Genomic DNA, 16356 nt, shown 5'->3' with positions numbered 1-16356 from the left:
CCGATCGTCACCGGTTCGAACCCGGCTCGAACGGCGCTCGCCCACACGTACCCGACGGTCCGGTCTCCAGACAGACCCGCTCGAGGTGCGGAGCGCAGAATCCGGCCATGGGTAATGGGAACAGGTCCGCGCCGAGGCGCAGCATCGTCATCACCGGCGGCGGCACCGGCATCGGCCGCGCCGTGGCCCGCGGGTTCGCCGAGCAGGGCGACGACGTCCTGATCGTCGGCCGTACTGCGGCGAGCCTGAGGGACACCGCCGAGGGTTACCCGGGCATCCGGACGTCTGTCGCCGACATCACCGCTCCCGGCGCACCGCAGGCCGTCGTCGACGCGGCTCAGCAGGCGTACGGGCGGATCGACGTCCTGGTCAATAACGCCGCCACGTCGGTCGCGAAGCTCCTCGCCGACACCACGGAGGAGGAGATCCAGTCGCAGTTCGCGACGAATGTCATGGCACCGATCCACCTGACGCGGTGTGCTCTCGAACCCCTCGCGGCCAGCCGGGGCGTGGTGGTCAACATCAGCACGGCGGGCGCGCTCGGCCAGCGGACGTGGCCCGCCAACGGGGCGTACGGCGCGAGTAAGGTGGCGCTGGACTTTCTGACCCGCACCTGGGCCGTCGAGATGGCTCCGCGCGGGATCCGGGTCGTGGGGATCGCGCCCGGCGTCGCCGATACGGGTATCGGGGTCCGCAGCGGCATGACCGAGGAGCAGTACGCCGACTTCCTCAAGTGGATGGCCGACCGTGCGCCGGCGGGACGGGTCGGCACGCCGGAGGAGATCGCCACTTGGGTGCGCAAGCTCGTCGAGCCGGACGCCGGTTACCTGACCGGCGTAGTGATCCCGATCGACGGAGGCCTGTCCCTCACCTGACGCCGTGACGTGCCGTCAGCCGTTCGAGGACTGGTACCACCTCGCGGGGGGCCGGCATGCCGAGGGCCTCGCGCCGCAGCCGCGTCGCCCGGTCGCGAAGCCGTCTGTCAGTCAGGGCCCGCTCCACCAGCGCGGAGGTCGCGGGCACCTCCCGCACGCGCAGACCCGCGCCAAGCTGCTCGAGGCGGCTCGCCTTCAACCCGGTGTCCCACAGCATGTCCGGCACCAGCACCTGCGGCACCCCGTGCACGAGCGCGGTCTGGAACGAACCGGCTCCGCCGTGGCTCACCACGGCGGAGCAGAGCGGCAGCAGCGCGTCCAGCGGCGCGAAGTCCACCACCCGTACGCGCTCGGTGTCGACGCCGTCGCGCTGACCGCCCGACAATGTCGCCACCACCTCGACGCCCAGGTCGGCGATCCCGTCCAGCAACCGGGCGACGGGTACGCGGTCCGCGCCCCAGATCTCCCGGTGTGAGATTCCCATCGTGACGCATACGCGGGGCACCTCCGGATCGAGTTCGGCCAGCCACGCCGGAACGACCGAGGGCCCGTTGTACGGCACGTATCGCATGCCGATGCGGGGCGATGCGGTGCCCAGGCTCAACGAGGACACCACCGGATCCACGGTCCACTGCCCGATCACCACGTCCTCGCTGAACGTGCTTCCGTGCCTGCGCAGCACGCCGTCGAGCCACTCGCGCAGCGGATCGTCGCACGCGGACGCGGGGCGTCGTGCGGCCGCGCGCAGGAACGCGCCGCGGGCGTGGCCGAGGATGTCCAGTCCGAACAGCACCCGCGCATGGGCGGCGCCGCACGCCGCCGCCGCCACCGGGCCGGCGAACGACATCGTGTCCCACAGCACCAGATCGGGCTTCCATCTGCGGGCGAACTCCACCAGGCCGTCGACCATGCCGTCGGTGTAGTACCGAAAGACCATCGGCGTGTACGCCGCGAAGACGCCGAGAAGGTAGTCGTAGGTGAGCGTCGTCGGGTCGGTCTCGGCGAGGTCGAGCAGCTCCGGCCAGTCCGCCCAACCGAAGGTCCCGCCGCCGTCTTGCGCGGCCCCGCTCTCGACGTCCCCGCCGGTGTCCTGTTCACCGACGCTCGGGATCGGCTCGCCGACCCCTGCGAACGGCAGGCCGGCGCTGACGACGTGCTCCTCCCCCTCGGGGTGGGTCGCGACGCACACGTCGTGGCCGGCCGCACGTAGCGCCCACGCGATCGGCACGAGGCTGTAGATATGGGACCGGACCGCGAAGGTCGTCAGGAGTACCCGCATACCGCGAAGCTAGGAGCGGGCCGTGGTGGCCGGCTCGAAGCGCGCTGGGCAGCCCGTCAGCGAAAGTCGTCGGCGTGGTCCTGAGCCCACTGCGCGAACGTGCGCCCGGGCCGGTTGGTCACACTCTCGGCCGTGGGGTGCTCCTCCACCGTGTCCTTGTCGTACTGGTGCTCGGCCTCCGGCGTCGTCTCCTCGTTGGAGTACGTGACGAGACCTAGCAGGAACGGTGCGTTCGCTGCTGCCCAGCCACCGAGCGCCTGGTAGTACGCCAATGCCTCCTGCGCGGTGACGTCCTTGAAGGACAGATCCCGTCCGACCGCCGCGGCGATCGCCTCCAGCTGCTCGGCGTGGGTGAGCGGCTGCGGCCCGACGATGGTGTAGGCCTTACCTGTGTGCCCGTCTTCGAGTAGCGCGAGAGCAGCGATGTCGGCGACGTCACGCTCGTGCGTCGGCACGCCGACGGCGTCCGGATGCGGGTCGTACACTGCGTTCTCGGCACGGATCGACGGCGCCCACATGTGCAGAGTGTTGGTCGCGAACTCGCCGGGCCGGACATGGGTCCACTCCAGGCCGGACTCCTCGACTGCCCGCTCGACCGGCAGGTGGAAGTCGGTGTCGTAACCCGTGGTCACCGCCCCCGACGACAGCACGACGATGCGCCGCACGCCGGCCTTCACGGCGCGGGCGACTACCTCACGCGCGGTCTCCGGTGCCGGGAAGAGGTACATCCGCTCGACGCCTTCAAGCGCCTCGCTCAGCGAGTCCGGCCGGCTCAGGTCGCCGCGGACCAGGTCCACGCCGGCCGGCACCTTTGCTCTGGCCGGGTCGCGGGTCAGCGCGCGGACGTCGACGCCGGCGGACACCAACTGCGGCAGGACGTTGCGGCCAACGTAACCCGTCGCACCGGTCACAAGGATCCTCATCGTTGCTCCCATTGGCTTGTAGGGGTGGTGTCCGGTCGCGTTCACGCGTCGCGGACGACACCACGCTCGAGCGTGCGGATGACCGTCGACGTGACCTCGTGCCGCGACATCATGCCCTGGCCGGACATTTCGCAGCCGGTATAGACCAGCGACCACAGGACGTGCTGGATCCACCGCGCATCAACGGCGTGATCGAAGACCCCCTCCTGCTGACCTCGCTCGATCAGCAGGATGACCGGCTGCACGATCGGCGGCTTCTCGGGCTTACGGTTGGCGAACTCCTCCGCCAGCCGTGGGTCGCCGAACAGGAACAGCAGACGGTCGCCGAGCTCCACCATGGCCGCCACCAGGCGGCGCATGGCGTCGAGCGGCTTGCCCTGCTCGACGTGCGCGTCGACGACGGCTTGCTCGATCGCCGTGTAGCAGTCGGCGACCACCGAGTTGATCAGCTCGTCGCGGTCGGGGAAGTAGCGGTGCAGTGTGCTACGACCCACGTCGGCCGCCACCGCGACGTCGGCCAGGGTGGCCGAACGATTGTGCGCGAAGACCGACGCCGCAGCGTTGAGAATCGCGCGCCGGGTTCGGTTGCGCGTTCCGGACTCCGGCACCTCCGTGACCATTGACCCAGCCTAGCAGGATAGTGGCCCAGAGCGGAACATGAGTGCAACTAATTTGGAGATCGTACTCCACGATTGGCACATCCTGATCCCACTTCTCCGGCTCGAAAGCGGAGACGGGGTCATCGAGTCCGACTCGAGCGGATCGCAAGCGCCCGGTGCGAATCTCTGGGCCTGAGGCAGCCGCCGTCCGCATTCGAGGAGACCTTCATGCGGGTCCTGTTCACGACGTTCGCTGCCCCCTCGCACCTGCAGATCCAGGTGCCGATCGCGTGGGCGCTGCGCGCAGCCGGGCACGACGTCCGGATCGCGGGCCAGCCGGATCTCGCCGACGCCGTCGCGCGGACCGGCCATCTGTTCGTGCCCGTCGGCGAGCCGCTCGCCCTGTCCGAACAGATCGACCGGCCCGACGACGGCTCCGTCGACTTCACGGCACTGGCCGACCTGAGCTGCCGGCGGCCCAACCGGCGCACGCGCGAATACCTGCGCACCGCCCTGGCGATATCCACCGACGTCTACCGAGCACTGAACCCGGAGCCGATGATCGCACAGCTCGTCGACCTCGTCTTCGACTGGAGGCCCGACCTCGTCGTCTGGGACACGATGACGTTCGGCGGCGCCGTCGCCGCGATGGCCGGCGGCGCCGCGCACGCGCGGCTGCTGTTCGGACTCGACCTGATCGCCCGCGCACGGATGGAGTACCGGCGTCACGACGCACCCGACGACCCGTTCCGCGACTGGCTCGGCAGCGCGCTCGACAAGTACGGCGTCGCGTTCGCCGAGGAAGCCGTGGTCGGGCAGTGGACGATCGATCCCGTGCCACCCTCGGTCGGGCTCGCCACCGACCAGCTTCGTGTGCCGGTCCGGTACGTGCCCTACAACGGTGCGGCCACGGCGACGGAGATGACGTGCGCCCCGGCGCACCGGCCACGCGTGTGCCTGACGCTCGGTCAGAGCGGACGCGACGTGCTCGGCCGCGACCGCGCCGCGAGCGCCGAACTGCTCGCCGCCGCGGCCGAGATCGACGCCGAGATCGTCGCTACGCTCGACGCGCGGCAACTCGCCGGCCTCGGCCCGGTGCCGTCAAACGTCCGGGTCGTCGATTTCATGGCCCTTGACGTGCTGCTGCCAACCTGCTCGGCGATCATCAACCACGGCGGCTCCGGCTCGATGCAGACCGCGCTGCTGCACGGCGTACCGCAGGTCGTCGTGCCCGACCTGATGTGGGACACCGAATACAAGGCCGAGCTGATCGAACGTGCGGGTGCCGGGGTGTGGATCCGGGACCCGGACTTCCCCGCGCCGGCCCTGGCCGCGGCCGTCCGCCGTGTCTTGATCGATCCGTCGTACCGCGAGGCGGCGGCGCGGCTGCGACGCGAGGTGCTCGGCGCCCCGACACCGGCCGACATCGTTCCCGCCCTCGAACTGCTCACCGAGCAGCATCGTCGGCCGGTCACCGCCGGTCCGAACTGATCGTCCATCGCCCAACCGATTCGGGAGCACCGAATGTCATCCACCATGCAGGCCCGCGCACTGAAGGTCGAAGGCGCCGTCGAATTCACCCCACGGGTCTTCCCCGACGACCGCGGGATCTTCGTCTCGCCCTTCCAGGAGACCGCCTTCGTCGAGGCGCTCGGCCACCCACTCTTTCCGGTGGCCCAGACGAACCACAGCCGCTCACGCAAGGGCGTGGTCCGGGGCGCGCACTTCACCCTCACCCCGCCCGGAATCGCCAAGTACGTGTACTGCGCGCGGGGCAAGACGATCGATTTCGTCGTGGACATCCGAGTCGGTTCCCCGACCTTCGGGCAGTTCGATCAGGTCCTGCTCGACCAAGAGGCGTTCCGGGCGGTCTACCTGCCGGTTGGCGTGGCCCACGCCTTCGCCGCGCTCGAGGACGACACCGTCGTGTCGTACATGCTCTCCGACGGCTACGTCGAGGCGCACGAGAAGGCGGTCAACGTGCTGGACCCGGCGCTGAACCTGCCGCTGCCGACCGGCGTCGAGCGGGTGCTCTCCGATCGGGACAGGTCCGCGCCCACGATCGAGGAGGCCCGCAGACTGGGTCTGCTACCGGACTACGCACAGTGCCAGAAGCTGGAGAGCGAACTGTTCGCCGCGCCCCGGGGCCGCGAGTGAGCACCGCGGTCGCGGTACTCGGGGCCACCGGTGGCGTCGGGCAGCACGTGTGCTCGGCGTTCCGTGCCTCCGGTGACCACGTGCTCGGCATCGCCCGGCGCCCATCCGCGGCGGGCTCCGCCCTCCGCCTGGACCTCGCGGAGGCTGCGCCGGCGCAGCTCGCCGCAGCGTTGACCGCACACCGCACCGAGATCGTGGTGAACGCGACGGGGGGCTGGGTCCTCAGCGCCGAGGCGATGCACCTCGCCCACGTCCAGATCGTCGAACGGCTGGTCGCCGCCAGCACACTCATGCCCGATCCGCCGCGCATCGTCCACATAGGCACCATCCACGAGTACGGCCCGGTGCCGGCCGGGACACTGATCGACGAGAGCCGCACGCCGGAGCCGCAGACCGGATACGCCCGGACGAAGCTGGCCGGTTCACAGGCGCTTCTGAACGCGACCGCCGCCGGCACCGCACGGGGCGTGGTCCTGCGCGCGGTCAACGTGTGCGGGCCGGGCACGACTTCCGCCAGCTTCCTCGGCGCGGTCCTCGACCGGATCCGCGACGTCCGGCCGGGCGACCGCGTGCCGATGACGATTGCCGACGCGCGCCGCGACTACCTCGACGTGCGGGACCTCACCGACGCGGTCGTCCGGGCGGCCCGCGCGCCCGAGAGCACGGTGGGTCAGGTCATCAACGTCGGCCGCGGCGAGGCGGTCGCCATGCGGCAGCTCGTCGACTGGCTCCTGGCCGCGGCCGGACTGCCGCCCGACACGATCGACGAGCAGGGCGCCGCGGTGCAGAGCAAGGGCGGAGACTGGACCCGGGCGGACATCCGCCGGGCGGCGCGGCTGCTCGGCTGGCAGCCGCGGACCGCGCTCGACGCGTCGCTGCGCGACATGTGGCACGACGCGGCAAGGCGGTACAGCGAAGCTTGAGGGCACCACGAGCGCGCGTTCCTAGCTTGTCCGCATGACGGCGACCAGCACAGACGACGCCCTCGGCTCGACCCTCATGACACTGCGCGGCTTCCAGTGGGTGTACGGGGCCCGGCAGGACCCCTACGCCCTCCTGCTCCGGGCAGAGAGCGACGACCCCCACGAACTCGGCCGGCGCGTACGCGCGAACGGTGCGCTGACCTGGAGCAGTGCCGAGGCCTGGGTCACCGCGACGCACGCCTTGGCCGTCCGGCTGCTCCGCGACGAGCGGCTCGGGCTGCGCAAACCGCCGCCCACCGACAGCGCACCGTCGTGGGCCATGCCGACCCTCGACGACGTGCTGCCCCTCGACGACGTGGGGCTCCGACTCGACCGGACGGACTGCGAACGCTTCGGGCGAAGCGTCGCGGCGGCACTCGCCGCACCACGCCTGAGAAAGGCACACACGGAGATCACCGTCCGGATCGACCGGCTGGCCGCCGGCCTCAACGGCACGTTCGACCTGACCTCGGACTACGCGGTGCCCGTCGCCACCATGGCCACCTCTGTCCTGCTCGGCGTGCCGGCAGCGCACCAGGAGGAGTTCGCGCGGCTGTGTGCGGGCGCCGCGACCGCCCTCGACGCCACGCTGTGCCCGCCGCGGTTGGACACCGCCCGGCTGCTGCTCGACTCGATCGCCGGGCTGCGGGAACTGCTCGTCTCGCTGCCGACCGGCGCCGGTGACGACCTGCTCGGCGAGCTGACGCGCACCGAGCCGGACAGCGTCCTGCCGGTGGCGCTGCTCCACTGTGCCGTCGGCGCCGACCTTACGGCGACGCTGATCGCCAACACCATGTGCGCGCTGCTCGCCGAGCCTGGGCGGTGGACAGCCGTGGCGACGGAGCCGGGTCTCGCTGCCGCCGCGGTACGCGAAACCCTGCGCTTCGCGCCGCCCGTCCGGCTGCAACGCCTCGTCGCCCGCACCGACCTCGATCTGGACGGCACCGCGATCACGGCGGGCAGCGAGGTCGTGGTCCTGCTCGAAGCTGCCAATCGCGACCCCGCCGCGTTCGCCGACCCGGACCACTTCGATCCGGGACGCGAGCCGGCTGCCGAGATCCTCTGGGCGCACCCTGCGATGCCGGCCGGCGTCGTCGCCGAGACGGTACGCCGGCACGCCACCGTCGCCGTGTCCGCCCTCGCGGCACACCTGCCCACGTTGCGTGCCGCCGGCGAGGGCTACCGGCGGCTGCGGTCCCCCGTGACCGGCAGCCCGCTGTCGCGGCCCGTCGTTGCGTGAGCGAAAGGAGGCGCGGACATGCGAGTACTCATCACCTGCTTTGCCGTCGACAGCCACTTCAGCGGATGCGTGCCCCTCGCCTGGGCCCTGCGCACCGCCGGGCACCAGGTTCTCGTCGCCGGACAGCCGGCGCTCATCGAGGCCGTCGTGCGTGCCGGACTCACCGCGGCGCCGGTCGGCGTCGACCACGCCCACGACCAGATGCTCGCCAAGGTCGGCGCTGACATCCTCGCGCTGCACGACGACCGCGACTACCTGGAAAAGCGCCACGACAGGCTGGGCTTGGAGTTCCTCAGGGGCCACGAGACCGTGATGACTGCGCTGTTCTACTCCAAGGTGAACAGCGACTCGATGATCGACGACGTCGTAGACCTGGCCTACGGCTGGCAGCCGGACCTGGTGCTGTGGGAGCCGTTCACGTTCGCGGGTGCGGTCGCCGCCCGGGTCACCGGCGCGGCGCACGCCCGGCTGTTGACGATGCCGGACATGTTTCTCAGCACCCGTGAGCGACACCTGTCCATGCTCGACCGGCTACCTGCCGGGCGGCGTGACGACGTGCTCGCGTCCTGGCTCGACTCGACCCTTGCGCGCTACGGTCACGGCTTCGACGAGGAGATCGTCACCGGGCAGTGGTCCATCGACCCGATGCCCGAGGGCATTCGGATCGACACCCGGCAGCCGACCGTGCCGATACGCTACATCCCCTACAACGGCCAGGTGCCGTCGATCGTGCCGGACTGGTTGCGCGAGCCGCCCGGCAGGCCGCGTCTGTGCGTGACGCTCGGCATGACCGCCCGTACCAGCAACTGGTCGAACATGATCGCCATCGAGGACCTCTTCGAGGTCGTCGCGGAGCTCAACGTCGAGGTGGTCGCCACGCTCTCCGCCGAGGAGCAGGCCCTCGTGCCGGACGTGCCGGACAACGTCCGGCTGGTCGAACACGTGCCGCTCGACGTGCTGCTGCCGACGTGCGCCGCCGTCCTGCACCACGGGGGCCTGGGCACCTGGGCGACTGCTGCAGCGCTGGGCGTACCGCAGTTGTCGCTCGGATACATGTGGGACGCGGTCTACCGGGCCCAGCGCACCGAGGCGCTCGGTGCGGGACTGGCCCTGCACTCCTCCGACCTCACCCCGGCGAGGCTGCGCGGCCTCCTGGCCCGAATCCTCGACGAGGGCTCGTTTCGGCACCGGGCCGGACAGCTGCGCGAGGCCATGAGTGCGATGCCCTCGCCGAACGACGTGGTTCCAATGCTGGAGAAGCTCACCGCAGAGCGCGGGTGAGGCGCCGCAGCGCCGGCACCAGTTCGGCCGGTGCCGGCGCGGCGAGCATCTCGACCCGCAGCCGGGCGGCCGCGGCCGCGAACGACGACTCCTCGAGCACTCTCGACAGCAGTGCGCGCAGCTCCCGCGCCGTGCACTTCTCGGCGCTGCCGCACAGTGCCGCTCCCGCCTCCGCCACCCGCGACGACTTCAGGTGGTTGTCGAGCAACACCGCCGGCACGATGACCTGGGGTACGCCGTGGATGAGTGCGGTCTGGGAGGTGCCTGATCCGCCGTGGTGGATGATGGCGGCGCAGGTGGGCAGGAGCACGTCGAGGTTGACGAACTCGACGGTGCGGACGTTGTCCGGTATGGGGTAGCCGGGCGGGATCTGGCTGTTGCTCAGGGTGGCGACGACGTCGACGTCGAGGGTGGCGACGGCGTCGAGGAGTTCGGTGACCGCGGTCCGGTCCCCGCCGAGGGTTTCGCGGAACGAGCGGCCCAGGGTGAGACAGACCCGGGGCCGGGTCGGTGGCTCACGTAGCCAGTCGGGGACGGTCGCGGGCCCGTTGTAGGGGGTGTAGCGCATCGGCAGGTAGTGGTGGTCGACCGGCAGCCGGAGTGAGGCCGGGACGGGGTCGATGGTGAACTGTCCGAGGACGGCCTGCTCGGTGAACGGGTGGCCGTGTCGGGCCAGGACGTCGCCGAGCCACTCCTGCAGCGGGTCGTCGCGCAGGGCCGGCACCCGCCCTCGCAGCAGTTCGAGGTAGGTCGACCGCATGTGCCCGAAGACGTCGAGACCGAACAGCAGCCGCGCATGGGCGGCGCCGCTGGCGATCGCCGCGACCGAACCGGCGAAGGTCACCGGGTCGCGGACGACGAGATCCGGACGCCAGTCCTGGGTGAACGCAACCAGATCATCGATCATCCCAGCGGAGCAGGACAGTTGGTGGTCCAGCGACGTCCAGGCGGTCAGCACGGACTGGACGTAGTCGTACGTGAGCCGCTGCCGGCGCAGCTCGCACAGGTCGAACAGCTCCCAGCGCATCCGGCCGCCCGGGCCCCACAGCTCGTCGCCGGTGAACTCCCACCGCTCGGCCACCTCTTCCACGACGTCCTGTGACCACCGGTCCGCGCCGAGCGGCGGCCCGACCGCGACGGCTGTGAGCCCGGCGCCGGTGATCGTCTCCGTGAGATCCGGCTGGCTCGCCACCCGCACGTCGTGGCCGGCCGCACGCAACGCCCACGCCAGGGGTACCTGCGCGTGCAGGTGCGTCGGCGCGGCGATGGTCGTGAAGAGCACCCGCATGCCGGACACCTTGGACGTCACGGCTCGTGCCGGCCCTGAGCCCCGATGGAGCAGCGGGTTCAGCGCCGGTCCACCGATCGTCGACCGCCCCGACAGCGGCGATCGCCACGATGTGGCTCGGCACGAAGGACGGGAGAGAACATTGACGCAGGACAGCCTCGCTGTCGTTACCGGCGCGACGAGCGGCATCGGACACGCGGTCGCGACGTTGCTCGCCGAACGCGGATCGACGGTCTACATCTGCGCCCGCGACGGCCACGCCGTCGACCTGACCGTCAAGGAGCTGCGCGCGAAGGGTCACGACGTTGACGGCCAGGCGTGCGACGTCCGCGACGCCGGCCAGGTGCGGGCGTTCGTCACCGCGGCCGTCGAACGGTTCGGACCAGTCGGCGTACTCGTCAACAACGCCGGCCGCAACGGCGGCGGGGTGACCGCCCAGATCACCGACGAGCTGTGGCTCGACGTGCTGGAGACCAACCTCACCAGCGTGTTCCGGATGACCCGCGAGGTGCTCACCACCGGCGGCATGCTGGAGCGCGGGTGGGGACGTGTCATCAACATCGCGTCGACCGGCGGCAAGCAGGGTGTCGTGCTCGGAGCGCCGTACTCGGCGTCGAAGCACGGCGTCGTCGGCTTCACCAAGGCCCTCGGGTTGGAGCTGGCCAAGACCGGCGTGACGGTCAACGCCGTCTGCCCCGGGTACGTGGAGACGCCGATGGCCGAGCGGGTCCGACGGGGGTACGCCGAGGTCTGGGACAGCACCGAGGACGAGGTGCTCGCCAGGTTCCAGGCGAAGATCCCGCTCGGCCGCTACAGCACTCCGCAAGAGGTCGCCGGCCTCGTCGGCTACCTCGTCACCGACACTGCCGCCCCGATCACCGCGCAGGCGCTCAACGTCTGCGGCGGACTCGGCAACTACTGACCCGAGGGGAACGACGACATGTCGGAACAGCACACCGATCACCGGGTGACCGTGGCCGCACCCGTAGCGGTGATCTACGACCTCGTCGCCGACGTGAGCTGCTGGCCGGTGGTGTTCCCACCGACCGTGCACGCCGAACAGATCGAGCGCAGCGGCGACGGGGAGCGGATCCGGATCTGGGCCACCGCGAACGACGAGGTCAAGAACTGGACCTCGCGGCGGATCCTGGACCGGGCGGCACGCTCGATCACGTTCCGGCAGGACCGGCCGGCTCATCCGGTGGCGGCCATGAGCGGCGAGTGGCGGTTCGAACCGGCCGGACCCGACAAGACGGTCGTGCGGCTGCTGCACACCTACCGGGCGGTCGACGACGATCCAGGTCACCTCGACTGGATTCGGCGCGCCGTCGACCGCAACAGCGAGGCCGAACTGAGCGCGCTGGCCGCTGCGGCGGGGCGCGACGACGAGCTGCTGCTGTCCTTCGAGGACGCGGTGTCGATCAACGGAAGGGCCGCGGACGCGTACACCGTCATCGACGAGGCCGGGCTGTGGCCGCAGCGGTTGCCGCACGTCGCCCGGGTCGTCCTCGACGAGCGCGTACGCGGTGTCCAGAGCCTCGCCATGGACACCCGCACCGCGGACGGATCGGTGCACACGACCGTGTCGATCCGCATCTGCCTGCCGCCGGACCGCATCGTGTACAAGCAGCTGCAGACGCCGAAGCTGATGAGCGCGCATACCGGGTTCTGGTCGTTCCGCGAGCACGACGGCGACACCGAGATGGTGGCCGGACACACCGTCGTGATCAACGAGTCGGCGATCGCCGGCGTTCTCGGTGAGGATGCCACGGTCGCCGACGCTCGCTCGTACATCCGCGCCGCGCTCGGGCGCAACAGCGGCACCACGATGCGGCACGCGAAGGCGTACGCGGAGCAGGCCCGCCGGGGCTGACGATGCGGGTGCTCTTCACAACCTTCGCCCAGCCGACGCACCTGCACGCGCAGGTGCCCCTGGCGTGGGCGTTGCGTGCGGCCGGCCACGACGTGCGGGTGGCGAGCCAGCCGGATCTCACGGAGGCGATCACCGGCGCCGGGCTCACCGCTGTCGCGGTCGGCGAGCCGCTGAACCAGCAGGAGCAGGTGCGGGAGTTGGACGAGCAGCACCGGCGCGAGGTCGAGGAGGCGCCCGACGACGAGCCGGCGCCGGCGGACTACATCGAGTTGACCGACATCAGCGAGCTGCGCGACGAGATCCTCACCTACGAGTACGTGCAGAGGCAGCTGACGGCTGTGACGATGTTCGGCTTCCGGACGCTGTGCCCGGATCGGATGATCGACGATCTCGTCGCGTTCGCGCGGGACTGGCGTCCGGATCTCGTCGTGTGGGACTCGGTGACCTTCGCCGGTGCGGTCGCGGCGATCGCGAGTGGGGCGGCGCACGGGCGGCTGCTGTTCGGCCTGGATCTGGTCGGCCATGTCCGGCAGCGGCACCTGGAGCTGCTGCGAGGGCGGGTGCCGGCCCTGCGCGACGACCCGCTGCAGGAGTGGCTCGGCGACGTCCTGGCCCGACACGGCCACCCGTTCACCGAGCAGGCCGTCCTCGGACAGTTCACCATCGACCCCGTCCCGGCCTCACTCCGGCTGCCGGTCGACCACCACTACCTGCCGATGCGCTACACCCCCTACAACGGGCCCGCGACCGTCCCCGACTGGCTACGTGAGCCACCGACCCGGCCCCGGGTCTGTCTCACCCTGGGCCGCTCGTTCCGCGAAACCCTCGGCGGGGACCGGACCGCGGTCACCGAACTCCTCGACGCCGTCGCCACCCTCGACGTCGACGTCGTCGCCACCCTGAGCAACAGCCAGATCCCGCCCGGCCACCCCATACCGGACAACGTCCGCACCGTCGAGTTCGTCAACCTCGACGTGCTCCTGCCCACCTGCGCCGCCATCATCCACCACGGCGGATCAGGCACCTCCCAGACCGCACTCATCCACGGCGTACCCCAGGTCATCGTGCCGTACAAGCTGTGGTGCAACGGCCCGCGGGCCGAACGCATGGAGCGCGCCGGGGTGGCGGTGTGCGGGGTCGCGGGACGGTCCGCGGCGAGCGAGGTGCGGGCGTTGATCCGACGCGTCCTCGACGAGCCGTCGTTCCGGGCCTGCGCCGGCGACCTGCGCCACGAGATGCTCGCCGCTTCGACCCCGGCGGAGCTGGTACCGGTGCTGCGGCGGCTCGCGCAGACCTGAACCGGCCGCCTCCTTGTCGGCTGCGGCCGGTTCACGGCCGGGCTCAGACCACCCGGACTTCCGGCACATACAGGATCCACTTGCCGCCGGCCTTCCGGAACTCCTGCTCCTTGGCGATGATCTCGTCGGCGTGGTTCCAGGCGAACAACAGCGCATAGTCGGGGTACGGGGCGGCGAACGCATCCCGCGACCGCACCGGGATGTGCGAACCGGGGGTCAGCCGGCCCTGCTTGTTCGGCGTCGTGTCGGAGATGAAGGAGATCAGGTCGGGTCCGATGCCGCAGTAGTTCGTCACCGTCGCGCTCTTCGCGGTCGCGCCGTAGCCGACCACCGTCTGGCCGTTGGCCTTCAACTGCCGCAGCAGCGTGGTCAGTTCCTCCCTGGCCTGCTCCACCCGGCCGACGAACTGCTTCAGCGTACCTTGCCCGGCGAGGTCACGGCCGTGCTCCTCGGCCACCAGCGCGGCGACCCGCGCGGAGGCTGGACGGGCGCCGCGCCGCGCGATCGTGTACCGCACTTCGCCGCCGTGCACTGGCAGCCGCTCGACGTCGACCAGTTCGAACCCGAACCGTGCCGCCATCGCCTGCACCGACACGGCCGAGAAGAAGTAGAAGTGCTCGTCGTAGATCTGGTCGAACGAGGTGCGGTCGACGATCTCGGCGAGGTACGGGTCCTCGAACACGAAGATGCCGTCGGGTGCCAGCAACTCGTCGACGCCGCGGAAGATCGAGTCGAGGTACGGGATGTGGCAGATGGTGTTCGCGGCGTAGATCACCTGCGCCGGCCCGGACGCGGCCCGGATCTGCTGTGCGGAGGACTCCTGGAAGAATTCGGTGGTCACCTGTACGCCGTAGGCGCGGGCGACCGCGGCGACGCTCTGCGAGGGCTCGACGCCCAGGTGCCGGATCCCGGCGTCGGCGATGACCTTCAGCATGACGCCGTCGTTGCAGCCCAACTCGACCAGAAACGCGTCGTCGCCGGTCAGCTCGGTGTCGATGAAGTGCTTGGCGGTCTGCTCGAAGTGCTTGCGCATGGTGGCCGAGCCCGACGACAGGTACGGGTAGTGCCCGTTGAACATCAGGTGCCGCGGAACCTCCTCGATCAGCTGCACCATCGAGCACTGCCCGCACACCCCGACGGCCAGGCGGAAGAAGAACTCGTCGCCGACGTAGTCCGGCTCCAGAAAGCCGCTGGACAGCGGCTGCGGGCCGAAGTCACAGAACTCGCGCAGTTCTCCACCGCACGTCCGACAACTCAACATGACCGGTATCCCCATTCTCGTGCGGCTGCTGTCGATCCGGTTACCGTCGGCCAAGGCGCTGGTCGTCAGCTCAACGACGACTGGACGGCGGCTAGCGGGCCGGCCTCCGCCGGTTCCCGGTACTCCTCGGCAAGCAGCGCGGCGGCGAGCTTGCGGTAGAACACCGGCACCGCCGGCTCCTTCGGACTGAGGTGACCGCGTCCGGCAAAACGGGATCCGACGGCCCGCTGCACCTCTTCGAGGCCACGCTGGTCCTCGCCGTTGATCACCGCGGCGTAGGCCTCGTTCCCCTCGCGGATCTGCTGAAGCTGCTCGGCGTCGGTGCCCTCGACGGTCTGACTCGGCGCCAGGATCCCGCCGCGCACCTCGGTCCGGTCGATCGCGGTCGGGATGAAGCTGAGCCAGATCACCGTCTCGCCGGCCGCGGCGAAACTCGTGCAGGGAAAGACCGAGACGTTGTAGACCTGGCGTCGCTCCTGTTCGGTCAGCCGGAGGAACTCCACCTCCTGCGGCTCCTTGAACGGCACCGTGAACCGCAGCACCAGGGGTGAATCGTCGCGCACGTCGGTGTCGGAGCCGCCCGGCGTCGACGGCTGGATCGTCTCCGGGTGGAAGCCCATGACGTGATAGTTCTCATGGACGTTCTCGACGGCGACCTTCCAGTTGCAGTGCCAGTCCTCGACGAACGAACCCACCTGCGTCATGGCGCCCAGCTCGTAATTACCCAGGTCCTCGCCGATGCGGCTCAGGTGGGTGCGCAGCGGCGGTGCGCCGCTGTCGAGGTTGACGAAGACGAAACCCTGCCACTGTTCGACGGCGAACCCGGGAAGCCGGCAGCTGCCGGGGTCGAAGGCGGGGTTCCCCCGCATGTGCGTCGCAGCGATCAGCTGGCCGTCCAGGCCGTAGCGCCACAGGTGGTACGGGCAGGTGAAGTGCTCGGCCCGCCCGGCACCGGCCGCGACGACCGGCATCATCCGGTGCCGGCAGATCGGCGACATCGCGTTGAGTGTGCCGGTGCGGTCGCGGGTCAGCAGCAACGGCTCCCCCGCGATCGTCAGCGCGAGGTAATCGCCGGGCCCGGCGAGCTGGTCCACCCGGGCCACCATGATCCACGAGCGGCGGAAGATCCGGTCCAGTTCCAGCTCATACAGCTCGGGCGAGGTGAACGCTCGTGGCGGCAGGCTGATCCACGGCGGCTGCGGCGTCACGTACTCACGTAACTGGTCCAGCAGGGCGTTGAGCTCGCCGCTGCCCCGGTTCGGTGTCGTCATCAGAACCCGACTCTCTTCCCGGTCGTAGGGCTGGAACTCCGGACGATCC

General features: G+C 70.4%; 15 protein-coding genes. 9 read left to right on the top strand and 6 right to left on the bottom strand.

From position 1 onward, the window contains the following. Window positions 1-107: 107 nt before the first annotated feature. The gene (locus ML5_RS22015; protein WP_013476222.1) at window positions 108-875 is read left to right on the top strand and encodes an SDR family NAD(P)-dependent oxidoreductase; all 768 of its coding nucleotides are present in this window, start codon (window positions 108-110) and stop codon (window positions 873-875) included. On the opposite strand, the gene ML5_RS22010 is transcribed toward ML5_RS22015, so the two are convergent. The 3 genes from ML5_RS22010 to ML5_RS22000 are packed head-to-tail and all read right to left on the bottom strand — an operon-like array spanning window position 868 to window position 3697. Continuing rightward, the gene (locus ML5_RS22010) at window positions 868-2154 is read right to left on the bottom strand and encodes an activator-dependent family glycosyltransferase (RefSeq protein ID WP_013476221.1); all 1287 of its coding nucleotides are present in this window, start codon (window positions 2152-2154) and stop codon (window positions 868-870) included. The two genes, ML5_RS22015 and ML5_RS22010, sit on opposite strands and share 8 nt — an antisense overlap. A 56-nt stretch (window positions 2155-2210) precedes the next feature. Continuing rightward, window positions 2211-3077 (bottom strand): SDR family oxidoreductase, encoded by an 867-nt coding sequence (locus tag ML5_RS22005; RefSeq protein WP_013476220.1) that lies wholly within the window; start codon window positions 3075-3077, stop codon window positions 2211-2213. A gap of 41 nt (window positions 3078-3118) precedes the next feature. Continuing rightward, the gene (locus ML5_RS22000) at window positions 3119-3697 is read right to left on the bottom strand and encodes a TetR/AcrR family transcriptional regulator (RefSeq protein WP_013287150.1); all 579 of its coding nucleotides are present in this window, start codon (window positions 3695-3697) and stop codon (window positions 3119-3121) included. Between the two features lie 207 nt (window positions 3698-3904). Here ML5_RS22000 and ML5_RS21995 point away from each other — a divergent pair, with 207 nt between their 5' ends. The 5 genes from ML5_RS21995 to ML5_RS21975 are packed head-to-tail and all read left to right on the top strand — an operon-like array spanning window position 3905 to window position 9316. Then, window positions 3905-5167: an activator-dependent family glycosyltransferase gene (locus ML5_RS21995; RefSeq protein ID WP_013476219.1), complete on the top strand. Its 1263-nt coding sequence runs from the start codon at window positions 3905-3907 to the stop codon at window positions 5165-5167. Window positions 5168-5212: 45 nt separating this feature from the next. Then, window positions 5213-5833, top strand: coding sequence for a dTDP-4-dehydrorhamnose 3,5-epimerase family protein (locus ML5_RS21990; protein WP_174361802.1), 621 nt, complete (start codon window positions 5213-5215; stop codon window positions 5831-5833). Next, complete coding sequence (locus tag ML5_RS21985) at window positions 5830-6756, top strand: NAD(P)-dependent oxidoreductase (protein WP_013476218.1); 927 nt, start codon at window positions 5830-5832, stop codon at window positions 6754-6756. The genes ML5_RS21990 and ML5_RS21985 overlap by 4 nt, the downstream gene beginning before the upstream one ends. Before the next feature lie 34 nt (window positions 6757-6790). After that, window positions 6791-8035 carry a P450-derived glycosyltransferase activator gene (locus tag ML5_RS21980; RefSeq protein WP_013476217.1) on the top strand — a complete coding sequence of 415 codons (1245 nt, stop codon included), beginning with the start codon at window positions 6791-6793 and terminating at the stop codon, window positions 8033-8035. A gap of 18 nt (window positions 8036-8053) precedes the next feature. Continuing rightward, window positions 8054-9316, top strand: a complete 1263-nt coding sequence (locus ML5_RS21975; RefSeq protein WP_013287155.1) for an activator-dependent family glycosyltransferase — start codon at window positions 8054-8056, stop codon at window positions 9314-9316. Here ML5_RS21975 and ML5_RS21970 read toward each other — a convergent pair. After that, entirely contained in the window at window positions 9297-10604 is a 1308-nt protein-coding gene (locus ML5_RS21970) for an activator-dependent family glycosyltransferase (protein ID WP_013476216.1), read from the bottom strand. The genes ML5_RS21975 and ML5_RS21970 overlap by 20 nt on opposite strands. Window positions 10605-10716: 112 nt before the next feature. Here ML5_RS21970 and ML5_RS21965 point away from each other — a divergent pair, with 112 nt between their 5' ends. The 3 genes from ML5_RS21965 to ML5_RS21955 are packed head-to-tail and all read left to right on the top strand — an operon-like array spanning window position 10717 to window position 13775. Next, window positions 10717-11526 (top strand): SDR family NAD(P)-dependent oxidoreductase, encoded by an 810-nt coding sequence (locus ML5_RS21965; protein ID WP_369751983.1) that lies wholly within the window; start codon window positions 10717-10719, stop codon window positions 11524-11526. Window positions 11527-11544: 18 nt separating this feature from the next. Continuing rightward, window positions 11545-12477 (top strand): aromatase/cyclase, encoded by a 933-nt coding sequence (locus ML5_RS21960; RefSeq protein ID WP_013476214.1) that lies wholly within the window; start codon window positions 11545-11547, stop codon window positions 12475-12477. A gap of 2 nt (window positions 12478-12479) precedes the next feature. Then, window positions 12480-13775 carry an activator-dependent family glycosyltransferase gene (locus tag ML5_RS21955; RefSeq protein WP_013476213.1) on the top strand — a complete coding sequence of 432 codons (1296 nt, stop codon included), beginning with the start codon at window positions 12480-12482 and terminating at the stop codon, window positions 13773-13775. A gap of 43 nt (window positions 13776-13818) precedes the next feature. Here the strand turns inward: ML5_RS21955 and ML5_RS21950 are convergent, their stop codons facing one another. Next, window positions 13819-15036 carry a class I SAM-dependent methyltransferase gene (locus ML5_RS21950; protein ID WP_013287160.1) on the bottom strand — a complete coding sequence of 406 codons (1218 nt, stop codon included), beginning with the start codon at window positions 15034-15036 and terminating at the stop codon, window positions 13819-13821. 65 nt (window positions 15037-15101) lie between these two features. After that, window positions 15102-16307 carry an aromatic ring-hydroxylating dioxygenase subunit alpha gene (locus ML5_RS21945; protein ID WP_013476212.1) on the bottom strand — a complete coding sequence of 402 codons (1206 nt, stop codon included), beginning with the start codon at window positions 16305-16307 and terminating at the stop codon, window positions 15102-15104. Window positions 16308-16356 lie beyond the last annotated feature (49 nt).

Origin of the sequence: Micromonospora sp. L5 (assembly GCF_000177655.2) — a bacterium.
Classification (GTDB): domain Bacteria; phylum Actinomycetota; class Actinomycetes; order Mycobacteriales; family Micromonosporaceae; genus Micromonospora; species Micromonospora aurantiaca.
The sequence above is the reverse complement of the archived record's forward strand: the minus strand, read 5'-3'. Positions and strand labels throughout refer to the sequence as shown.